The sequence below is a fragment of the Petrocella sp. FN5 genome (assembly GCF_029210395.1).
GTDB lineage: Bacteria > Bacillota > Clostridia > Lachnospirales > Vallitaleaceae > Petrocella.
Genome location: NZ_JARGDP010000075.1, coordinates 1 through 11659 on the forward strand (window position 1 = coordinate 1; position 11659 = coordinate 11659).

Annotated in this window: 8 protein-coding genes; all 8 read right to left on the minus strand. The window is 39.0% G+C overall.

Annotated elements, in window-relative coordinates; translation table 11 throughout:
• The coding region (locus P0N36_RS12975; RefSeq protein WP_275843279.1) for a LiaF transmembrane domain-containing protein at positions 1-352 on the minus strand (352 nt) is incomplete at its 3' end.
• A 136-nt stretch (positions 353-488) separates the two neighbouring features.
• A complete protein-coding gene (locus P0N36_RS12980) occupies positions 489-950 on the minus strand; it encodes a TadE family protein (protein WP_275843280.1) in 462 nt (153 codons plus the stop codon).
• Between the two features lie 8 nt (positions 951-958).
• Entirely contained in the window at positions 959-1540 is a 582-nt protein-coding gene (locus P0N36_RS12985; protein ID WP_275843281.1) for a prepilin peptidase, read from the minus strand.
• A gap of 1 nt (position 1541) precedes the next feature.
• On the minus strand, positions 1542-2675 hold the full coding sequence (locus P0N36_RS12990; protein WP_275843282.1) for a TadE/TadG family type IV pilus assembly protein: 1134 nt from the start codon (positions 2673-2675) through the stop codon (positions 1542-1544).
• Positions 2668-6021, minus strand: coding sequence for a DUF5702 domain-containing protein (locus P0N36_RS12995; protein ID WP_275843283.1), 3354 nt, complete (start codon positions 6019-6021; stop codon positions 2668-2670). Before P0N36_RS12995 ends, P0N36_RS12990 begins: the two co-directional genes overlap by 8 nt.
• A 219-nt stretch (positions 6022-6240) precedes the next feature.
• Positions 6241-8010 (minus strand): NADH-dependent [FeFe] hydrogenase, group A6, encoded by a 1770-nt coding sequence (locus tag P0N36_RS13000; RefSeq protein WP_275843284.1) that lies wholly within the window; start codon positions 8008-8010, stop codon positions 6241-6243.
• Positions 8011-8022: 12 nt separating this feature from the next.
• Positions 8023-11103, minus strand: coding sequence for an NADH-ubiquinone oxidoreductase-F iron-sulfur binding region domain-containing protein (locus tag P0N36_RS13005; RefSeq protein WP_275843285.1), 3081 nt, complete (start codon positions 11101-11103; stop codon positions 8023-8025).
• Positions 11103-11612 carry an NADH-quinone oxidoreductase subunit NuoE family protein gene (locus P0N36_RS13010; protein ID WP_330684030.1) on the minus strand — a complete coding sequence of 170 codons (510 nt, stop codon included), beginning with the start codon at positions 11610-11612 and terminating at the stop codon, positions 11103-11105. Before P0N36_RS13010 ends, P0N36_RS13005 begins: the two co-directional genes overlap by 1 nt.
• Positions 11613-11659: the final 47 nt, after the last annotated feature.

Consider the following 11659-nt stretch of genomic DNA (forward strand, 5'->3'; position numbering starts at 1 on the left):
TATCTGTTTTTTTCTTACTTTCTTCACCTTTAGGTATAATAAAACTTAGACCAATGAGTATGATAATCATAGGGATCATCATTTCTCCAACACTCAAATTACTTAAATACTTAATGTCAAGGTTGTCCAATTGAAATAATGTACCAATCAAGATGAGTATTAGACCAAACAGGTTGGAAGATTGATAGTCCATTAAGTGCTTGATACCCAATAATATAAGTATGAGTGGCCAAAAAGTGCTGTAGAGATCCCAAGACTCGACATAACCTAGGCTACTTAATAATGATATAATACCGACCGCTATAAGAATAATACCAAATACAGTACTACTCGATACTCTCATTTTTTTCATAATCGTTTCGCTCCTTCTTGTATAGAAATCTAGTATGGTTTTTTGACCCTTTAACCATATCTGTATTGTACAACAGTTTTATTAATAAACAATTAGAAAAAAATTATAATAACACTTAATTCAGCCCTTAAGCAGACTATGGATTCAGGAGATCAAAAAAGCTCGTGACCTCATGATCAATTTTCTCTTTGATGGCTTTTGTGTAACCAATCTTATCCGTTGCATCGTCCATGAAATCCAGCATTCGGACATAATCTTTTGGCCTAAGCACCTTAAAGTTTCTTTCATCCTCTATGCTATAAGCAAAGCCAGGCAAGCTCGTTTCCCCTCTGCCTTGAAGACGGCTTACATATATATCATGCCCTATTTTTGATGTAAGCTGACTTTTATGATTGCTCTTTAGCGCAAATACAATCCAGTCTTCTTTTTCCTCATAATGTTCACCGGTTATCACCTGATGATCACCTCTTAAAGTGTTCACTGATTTTAATACAATTATATCATGAAGATATAAACTTGTCATGACCATAACAGCTAGAACCAAGAGCATAATGGGTACAATAATACAGGCTTCAATGGTGATACTTCCTCTTTTCATAACATCTCCTAAACCCAAATCAAAAACAAATGCGCAGCAGCAATAAAAGGTACAAATGGCAAAAGTGTCTTGCGATTGGCTTTACCAAATATCAAGCATATCAGGCTAAAAACACCGGACATGATTAATGCCATCATGCCTAATATCAAAACATACATACCGCCATAAAATAAGCCTATGAGTGCCATAACATAGGCATCACCTTCACCAAAACCACCTCTTGAAATGCGGCTCAACGCGCCCAGTAGGAGTAATGTCACCAAGGCACTAACAAGATTGATCCATCCACCCAGTGCCGGCAATGTCATATTTAAGTATAGACCCAAAACCCCACCTACTATAATTAGATCCATTGGCACTAATAATTCACGATAATCTTTATACCCTATCGTTAGTAATAAAACTGATGTTAGATAAAAAATTAAATAGGATGTCTTATCTGTAAATTGATAAACACATATACTGTGCACCCCCATGCTTATAACTACTGCGCAAAGTATCCATAGCGTTTTAATCTTATTAATTTTTCCCCCGTTACTAAGGTAGTTCCCAGTCATCCCACCAATTATAAGTGCACCTAAATACTCCATACTATTGGGCCTCCGTCTTCTCAACACAGCCATGTTTTTTACAGGGCTGATAACCTTTTTTTTCGGCTTCTTCTTTTGTTACCGCCTCAATCTTTATCGCCCTTATTCTAGGACAGCTTTTACTCAAATGAACCTTAGATGTTTTGCTGGTATAATAGACCGGATATATATCTTTTTCCCCTTGACTTACCGGTATGTTATAGTTTGATTTGCAATAGATGCACAAGTCCTCATCATCTAGAACACGTTGACTGTACCTATCTTCTTGAAGCTCTTTCACCAAACATGAATAGACATGATAACTATAATTATCCGAAGAGGCTGTGGCAATAAAGTACAATGGTTCTTCAGGCGCCTCCTTTTTCCCCACCGAGGTATTGCCGTCATAACTACCTGTGAATGCTCTAACCTTTACGGATTGATAAATTGGTATGCCCTCTTTTATAAAACCGCCTAAAGGCAAATCAATACGATAGCGTGCTATGATTTCTATGGTATCATCATAAAGCATCATAGAAGATGCCGAGAAATCAATGACGCCTTTTTCACTAAATACCCCCCATCCCCTTAAGCGTTCGTCGTCCAAATATTCCCTAAACATTGTCTTAGATATTTGGGAGGCTACTATAGCGTTCGAAAAATCCATTAATTCTGATATGGCCAGCCCTTTTCCATAGGTTAAAGCTTCTCCGTAATGCCGCTTAGTTTCTGATATAAGATTAAACATTTGACTATGAATGGTGTCTATTTGTTTGGCTAACTCTATGGGCTTCCATCCCAGTTCGTCAGATCCTTTTACCTGTTCATCTGGGCTTCCTAGGATTGTATCTAACTTAAACAGTTCTTGACCATACCTGGATATATTGAGGCTTTGAAGAACTGCTTCTACTGACGACTTATAATCACGAGATGCATAAGCATGACTATAAGCTTCTTGTTGGGCATCCACCAAACCAGTTTTCTCGAATGCATATGCATGAACTGACATATCGTGAGCCATTCTCGTCATCGCCCCATCTATTTCCGATTGAATGTAATAGATTTTCATGAAATACAATATAAAACCCAGGGTCACAATCACAAATGGTGATAAAATGGAAGCCTCAATTGTCAAGGCACCTTTTCGCCTACTCATAAGCATTGCCTACTTCTACAGCTAGTCTATGGTAACCTTTAAAACGGCTTTTTCGTTCTTGCATAGCAGGCATGATATTGATGAATCCATATCTAACCTTAAAGGTCGCCCTAATATCTATACCGAATACATAATCACCTAATGTCCATGATTCATTACCTCTAGCTGTTTTTATATTGATTTCTATCACATCTAACATACGCAGCACTCTATCATCCAACGCCTTCCAATCCATCAACATAAAGAACCTTAAATAATCTTCGTAACTGGCTGCCGGAATAAATTCAGTCAACTGCTCTCCTTTAACTTTTGTATCTACAGCCGGATTTTTTTCCAGCAATTTATTACTTGTACTTTTTTTTATCTGTGCTGTCTTCTCTATAATAAAGTCAGCGGATATTTGCTCACCTTTTTTTCCTAGGGCTTCAATCTTTTGGTTGACTGTAAGCTCCAATAGATCAAGGCCTTGACCTGTAACCTCTGATGCTTCTTGAATGATTTTCTCTTTGTGTATTTCGATTTTCTTGGTATAGGCTGCTTGTAAATCTCTCTTGATTTCAGATAATAATGAATGGGTAATTTCCTTGTTTCGAGTACCGGATGCGACATCTTGTTTGAAGGTCTCTAATATTTCATATCGGCTATCTGTTCTTGGGTAGTCTGACATAGAACCATCATAAACATTTGTCCCCTCATTATATGATAGTAATATGGCATCCATCCTCCTTAGCAAATCATCTTCATAACTTTGTGCCATAGCATCGGCCATCTGAATCCCTTCCATCTGCATAACTTGAATCTGCTCTTCTAGTAAGCCGTTAACATCCTCGCTAAGAGCATCCTTTAGTCCGGCTACCCATTCTTGTGTTTTATCTTGAAGTCCATTTAATGTATCCTGAGTTTTTTGTATTGCTATCTCACTACCACGCTCTATGATGTTGGATGTTAGATTCTCAGGACCTAAGAACCAAGAGGTTTTGGTTTTTAGTAGTGGCACTTTTCGACCTTGTAGAAGCATCACTAAGTCTACCAAACTCTCTGCTGTAGCCCATAACAAACCAATAATTAGTGCTATTGCTAAGGCTAAGGCACCTAAACTCCACCAACCGGCAACTGCATTTGCAAGGTTCATAATGATTGTCCTTTTTGATGGATCCGTTACTAAATGTATGGTGTTTAAGGCAATTCTCATCGCCACTATTTTGCTAGATATGGTTGTGACTGCCTCTAATTGGTCTGTCTTTCCTGTAATGATATACTCAAGTTCCGAGTCCAATATATGGTTCTTTTTCTGATAACCAGACAAAGTTAATGCTTCTTGGTCCTCTCCATACTTCCCCGTCATAGAAGTAAACATACCAATAGCATATTCGTTCAATAATAATTGTTCTTTACATCCCGAACCAATATGGATGAGATTAGAAAACAACTTCCCATCTAAAGCTGTGAGCCCCGTTTCTTCAGATACTTGGTCTTCTTCCTGCACTTTGTCATTATCGGAAGGCATTATAGCAGAAGGTAAGGTATCATCAAAAAGGTACTCCGTCGGCAATACTGCCTCAAATAAATTTCGAACATCTAAATCTGAAACATTGCTTTTAACATTATCAAAAAAGCCTTTGCCATCTACCAATGTCCCATTCATGTTCGCTTGACCATCTAGACCATAGTCTGAGTAATCAAAATACAGGTCTTTTCGATAATAAGTGCTCACCAGATTACAGACGTTCTGAATGTCTCTTTTCATAGTTGGATAGCCCATTGTCTTGGTTTTATAATGTTCCATTCCGACTTTTAGAGGACCATATATTTGCCCTTTATTCAGAATCATCAACGCCTGTTTGGATAAACCGGCATCTTTAAAGCATCCGGCTATCATTGCCGGGTAATCACTAATTATCTTTTGTATTATGGGTTCTTGTTTTTCTAATAATTGAATGTTTTCCACAAGGCGTTCATGCATATAAGTAAGATTCCCCAATGTGTCAAAGTTATCTTTACGCATATCGGCTCCATAAGATGTTTTTATGGTTTCAAGCTCTTCCATAGCATGATCAAAGGTTCTAACAATATAGTCCTCCTGATTTTGGGTTTCTCGGTGAACAAAAGTATCAATCTCCTGGTCCAATATTTTACCTTTTTCTTTAATCCACTCAATCTCATCTCGTGCCTTCCTATTCATCCCTAGCACACTATCGGCTCCAAGGGTTAACCCACCAAAATGCTTCATTTTTTCATCCATCGTCCCAAAAATAATCGTTAGTTCTGTCACTTGTTTTTCTTTTAGATCCACTACCGCCTTAATCTGACTGCTAATCTCTTTAACCCTTCTTTGTTTGTTGCTGATTTCTTTTTTGATGGACGCAGCCCGATCCGGATCTTGTTCACCTGACCCCAGCTTCGCTCTAAGTGACCGAATCTGATCCCTAACTTTATCCCGTCGTACTACTAAATCTGCATGCTTATCTTGTGATCCTTGCAGTTCTATTACCAATGCCTTAAATTGGATATAGGCCGCATCAAAAGATGAGGCCAGTCTGCTTATATCAATTTCTTTTTTTTCTAGATTTGTTTCTATTTCGTTCACCTTTATAAACGATATTTCAGGTGCTTGCACCTTGACTTTTGGTAGGATTATTTTGACAAAATTGTCATCTACCACCTTTATCCTTCCGGATGATGGGTTTATATCAATACCTTCAATCCACCTATACAGATTCAGATAGGCTTCTTCTATGTTACGGGTTTCCTTAATGATATTATCTTTTGCCTGAATAAAGGTGGTTGTCTTTCCAAGTTTTTCTATGACCATGACTTTTTCTAAAAATGGTTCTATTAGCAGTAAAGGTGCTCTTAATTCCATAAAAGCCATCATGTCTCTTTTGACATAATCAAGCCCCTCATGGCTAATGAGCTGATGACCGCCTATAACCTTCATATCCTCAAGCTCCAAAGGAATCAGCTTATAAGGTGATGGATGTTTGACCGAAATATACTCCTCCAAAAGACTTTTATCTGTAAGATTAGGGTCATTATGAATATTCCCTTCAAGGTAATAGGTTAAATCATTTGCCATTGGACTCCGGTTTATATCGGAAATCATATCATGTCCATTTATATAATGCAGGTCACTATAGTTGGTGTCTCTGGCAAAAATACCATACTCATTTTTGAGTATATGATCATAACCACCGAGGACGGATTGACTGGACGATAACAAGGCTCTTTCTGCTTGTATCATTGCAATCTGATATCTTGTAATCTCAACAATGGAACACGAAAAGGCCACCAAAGTAAGAAATACAATTGCTAAAAATATAGATATGCCCCCTTGTTTATGCTCCAAAGTCTCGCCCTCCCAACCCATAAAGCTATATGCTTTCTCTAAGTTCACTTAAATATTATACATAACAATAAACCACTTGTCTATGTTAATTAAGATACTTTATTAAATATTGTTATCTAATTTTTGCATAATTTGGCTATTGTTAACATATATGGGGGTAAATGGAAAAATAAAAATAGGCTATCTCAGATAAAATCCGAGATAGCCCTGGCTATAAATTTATTTCGAATACATATTACGCTTTACATAATGCGTGTGAAGCAATTCATGGGATTTGTGTCCCAGTGGGGCTTTTAAATAAGTTTCATACAAATGGATAATGGCTTCATTTTCATGAGATTTTCTTAATGTCTTACCTTCATCTTCTCGGTAAATGGCTTCCATTCTTTTTTCTCTAATTGCTTGTGTGGTTAGCCTTGGTTGACCACCACCACTGATACACCCACCAGGACAGGCCATGATTTCTATGAAATGGTAGGGCGATGTACCTTGTCTAATCTGATCTAGTAATATTTTGGCATTGGATAAACCACTTGCTGCTGCATATCTAACCGTAACACCTTCAAGACCTGACCATTCCGGCGTGGTCTTGTCTATTAACAAACTACCTTCTTTTATACCTTCAAGACCCATTATTGACTGTACATGTAGGTTTTCATAAGGCATCTCAGTACCAGTTATAATCTCATATACAGTTCTAAGGGCTGCCTCCATGACACCACCTGTGGCTCCAAAAATATCCGCCGCTCCAGATGACAAACCCATCGGGTTATCAAACCGCTCATCCTCTAGATGAACAAAATCAATACCGGCGTCTTTAATCATTTTTGCCAACTCTCTGGTTGTCAAAACAGCATCCACATCACCAAGCATTTCTTCCCTAGTAATCTCATATTTCTTCGCTGTACAAGGCATAACAGATACTACAAACATGTCCTTAGCATCCATATCCAACTGATCTGCGTAATAGCTTTTTGCCAAAGCGCCAAGCATCATATGAGGCGACTTACAGGAAGATAGGTGGTCTAATTGATCGGGAAACTTATGCTCTACGTATTTAATCCATCCAGGGCTACAACTGGTAATCATAGGCAATGAGGTTTCATCACCGGATATCAAGGCTTTTAACCGCATTAAGAGCTCTGTACCTTCTTCCAAAATAGTCAGGTCAGCAGCAAAATTCGTGTCAAAGACATCGTCAAATCCAAGTTCTCTTAGCGCTGCAGCCATTTTCCCAGTTACTAAAGTACCTGGTTCATATCCAAATTCCTCACCAAGTGCTGCTCTAACTGCCGGCGCTGTTTGCACGACAACCCTTTTGTTTTTATCCAGTAGGGCTTCCCATACATTCACTGTTGCATCTCTTTCTTTAAGGGCACCAACTGGGCAAACCGTTGTACACTGGCCACAGAAGGTACAGTTAATATCCATCAGTTCAAAGCCTTCTGTCGGACCTACAAAGGAATCAAAACCTCTATTCTGATTCTCCATAATCCCTATGCCTTGTATTTCGTTACAGACCGTAATACATCTTCTACAAAGAATACATTTTGATAGGTCTCTCTCTATGGATGGGTTGCTGATATCCTTAACACCTAACTTCGAATGAGCACCTTGATATGGGTTCTCTTCTTGTAATTGGATCCATTCTCCAAGTTCCTGAAATTCGCAACCACCGCTTCTTGAACAGACAAGGCAGTTGTCATCATGATCTGACATCATCAGCTCATAGACAACCTTTCTGACTTTTCGAACCTCTTTTGTATTGGTCTTAACCGTCATACCTTCACTTACCTTTGTAATACATGATGCTTGAAGATTCCTAGAACCTTCAACTTCAACGACACAGATTCTACATGATCCGACTTGGTGTACACCTTCTAAATAACATAGGCTTGGAATCAATATGCCATTGGCTTTGGCCGCTTCCATGATGGTTGTATTTTCATCTGCCTGTATTGTTTTGTTGTTAATTTTTAACGATACCATGATTCTACCCCCTTATCGTCTATCACATCTTAAGCATCGCATAGCTTCTGCCATGGCATTGAGTTTATGGTAGCCTTTTGAAACCTCTTTAAAGTTGTTTTTACGGTCATCTACTTCAAGCATACGTCGATCAAAACGCATATGTTCATCCGGTGAATCTTCATCTCGTGCTTTTGGTATGTCGATTTCTTCACCTTTGTTTAACGCACCGTCTCCACCTAAGTAAGTATCTATAGCCACTGCGGCTCTTTTACCATCTGCAATTGCCCATATGGCCGTATCTGGACCTCTTACCACGTCACCGCCGGCAAACACGCCTTCCATTTTCGTCATGCCACTGATGGTATCCACAACAAAAGTTCCCCATGCTGTCATCTCAATCTCATCTTTATCGATAAATGGTAGATCACTATGTTGACTTACTGCCGGAATCACCATATCTATATCTATGTAGAACTCTGAACCAGACTCGGGAATGGGCCTTCTTCTTCCAGACCCATCAAACTCACCTTGAGTCAAATGAATCAACTTGATTGACTTTACTTTTTCATCACCTTCTATGGCAATAGGTGCCACCAAGGTGTGAAGGATAATTCCTTCTTCTATGCCTTCTTCAATCTCTCTCTGATCTGCAGGCATGTCCGTTAGAAGTCTTCGGTATAAGACATGCACTTCTTTTGCACCAAGTCTTATAGCTGTCCTAGCCGCATCCATGGCTGTACTACCACCTCCGATGATTGCCACTTTTTCACCTACTTGTACGTCTTTTCCCATATTGACATCTCGTAAGAAATCAAGACCTGGATAGACATTGACAAGGTCCTCACCTTCTATACCCATGTTGTTACTGTATTGAGTGCCTGTGGATATATATATGGCGTCATGATTGGCGCGTAAATCCGCAAACATAATGTCCTTTCCTATCTCAGTATTTAAGAAAATCTTAACACCCGATTGCTTTAGTGCATCTATTTCCTGTTGCAACATTTGTTTCGGCAACCTATATTCAGGTATACCAAACCTTAAAATACCACCTGCTTGATCCAGTGATTCATAAACACTGACCTCATAACCTGTTTGCGCTAAATAAAAACCACAAGTCAAACCTGAAGGTCCTGCCCCTATTATGGCAACTTTTTTACCTTTTGCTGGGTACTGAATCGCTCGATATGGTTCATTCATACCATAGACTTTGTCAGCAATAAAACGCTTGACATCAGCGATTGCCAAGGCTTCATCTAACTGACTTCTTCTGCACTTACTCTCACAAGGATGGGTACAAACGCGACCACACACTGCAGGGAAAGGATTTTCACGTCTGATTAAGTTAAAAGCATCTACAAATCTACCTTCACCTACAAGGGATAGATACCCTGGTACGTTGACCCCTGCCGGACATGAGTTTTGACATGGCGATATGAATAAATCCATACAAACACCTGCACTACAACGCTTTTCTTTTATATGGGCTTCATATTCTTCTCTAAAATAATGAATGGTACTAAGAACAGGATTCGGAGCCGTCTGGCCCAAGCCACAAAGTGCTGAAACTTTGATGCTCTCGCCCAATTCAATGAGTTTTTCGATATCACCCTCTACGCCATCGCCTGTCGTTATACGCTCTAAGATCTCAAGCATTCTTTTCGTTCCCAGCCTACATGGAACACATTTGCCACAAGATTCTTCTTGAACAAACTCCATGAAAAACTTAGCCACATCCACCATACAGTTATCTTCATCCATGATAATCAGACCACCCGAACCCATGATGGCACCTTTTTCTATAAGTGAGTCATAGTCTACCGGTGTGTTTAGAGACTCGCAAGTCAAACACCCGCCGGAAGGTCCACCGGTTTGTGCGGCTTTGAAGCTTTTATCTTTTTTCAATCCACCGCAGATGTCAAAGATGATATCACCTAACGTCATACCCATAGGCACCTCTACCATACCTGAATTTCTAATTGCACCTGCAACAGCAAATATTTTCGTGCCTTTACTTTTTTCTGTACCGTATTGTCTGAACCAATCTACGCTATTTAACATAATCATGGGGATATTGGCTAAAGTTTCAACGTTATTGATAACCGTTGGCATGCCATAGAGACCTTTATCCGTAGGATAAGGAGGCTTCTGACTGGGTTCACCTCTCTTGCCTTCTATGGAGTGAAGCAGTGCGGTTTCTTCACCACAAACAAAAGCACCTGCTCCTGTCCTTATTTCAACATCAAATGAAAAATCACTGTTGAAAATATGCTCACCAAGTAAGCCTTCCTTTCTTGCCTGCTTAATTGCCACCGTCAGTCTTTCTACTGCCAAAGGATATTCTGCTCGAATATAGATAATACCGGTATTGGCGCCTATAGCATAACCACCTATGGCCATACCTTCTATAATTGTATGAGGGTCACCTTCTAAAAGGCATCGATCCATAAAGGCGCCTGGATCCCCTTCATCTGCATTACATATTATATACTTTTGATCACTGACTGATTTGTAACCGGCTTCCCATTTTAGTCCGGTTAAGTAACCACCACCGCCTCTACCTCTAAGTCCCGAGGCCATAATGATATCAATGACTTCCATCTGTGTTTTTTCTTTGATAATGTTATATAGGCTGTGGTAGCCGTCGCTACCAATATACGCCTCCAAGCTATAGTAATCCATGACGCCACAATTTTTCATGACGCTTTTTTGCTGTTTACTAAAGAAAGGTATGTCTTTTAAATGTTCAAAAGTCTTGTCCAACGTTTCATCATAATAACATTTTTCTTTTACAACTTGATTGCCTATCAAATGAGTTTTAACAATGTTCTCAATATCCTGTGGCACCAACTTACAGTAATAAATATCATCCGGTAAAATATACAGGGATGGACCATAATCACAGGCACCAATGCAACCTGTCTGATTAATCTTCACCTTATCTTCAATCCCAAACTTATTAAGACTTTCAAATAATGCCAGATAAATGGCTTCACATTTTGCTGATATACAACCGGCTCCAAAGCATACATTAATAATTCTTTCTTTCTCTTTAATCATCTTAGTATGGTTAAATTTGATTCTGTTGAGCTCTTCAAAGGTTTTTATCATTATGCTTCACCACCTTCCAGATTTTCTAATATACCCAGAAGCTTATCCGGATTCACTTGCATATACAATTCTTCATTAATGGACATGGCGGGTGCTAATCCACAAGCACCCATACATCTTGTTATTTCCAAAGAATACTTAAGATCTTCCGTGGTTTCTCCAAGCTTAATTTTTAGTATTTTTTCAAGACGTTCTATAACCCTTTTACTACCTCTAACATAGCAGGCCGTGCCTAAACAAATTTTAATAACGTATTTGCCTTTTGGTACAGTTGTGAATAAACTGTAAAAGCTAACCACACCGGACACTCTTGATAAGGGTATGTCTAATTGATCTGCGATTAGTTCCTGGACTTCAATGGGCAGAAAACCGTATACATTCTGGGCCACATGAAGAATCTGAATCAGACTACTGGGATCATGATCATAATCTTCTATTACATCTTGAATAAACTTTAATTTCTCCTGTTCTGTCATAGCTTCACAATTACATGTTTTTTCCATCATCATTAAGCCCTCCATTCATTGCCTTTTCAACCATTATTCTCATTTTACCT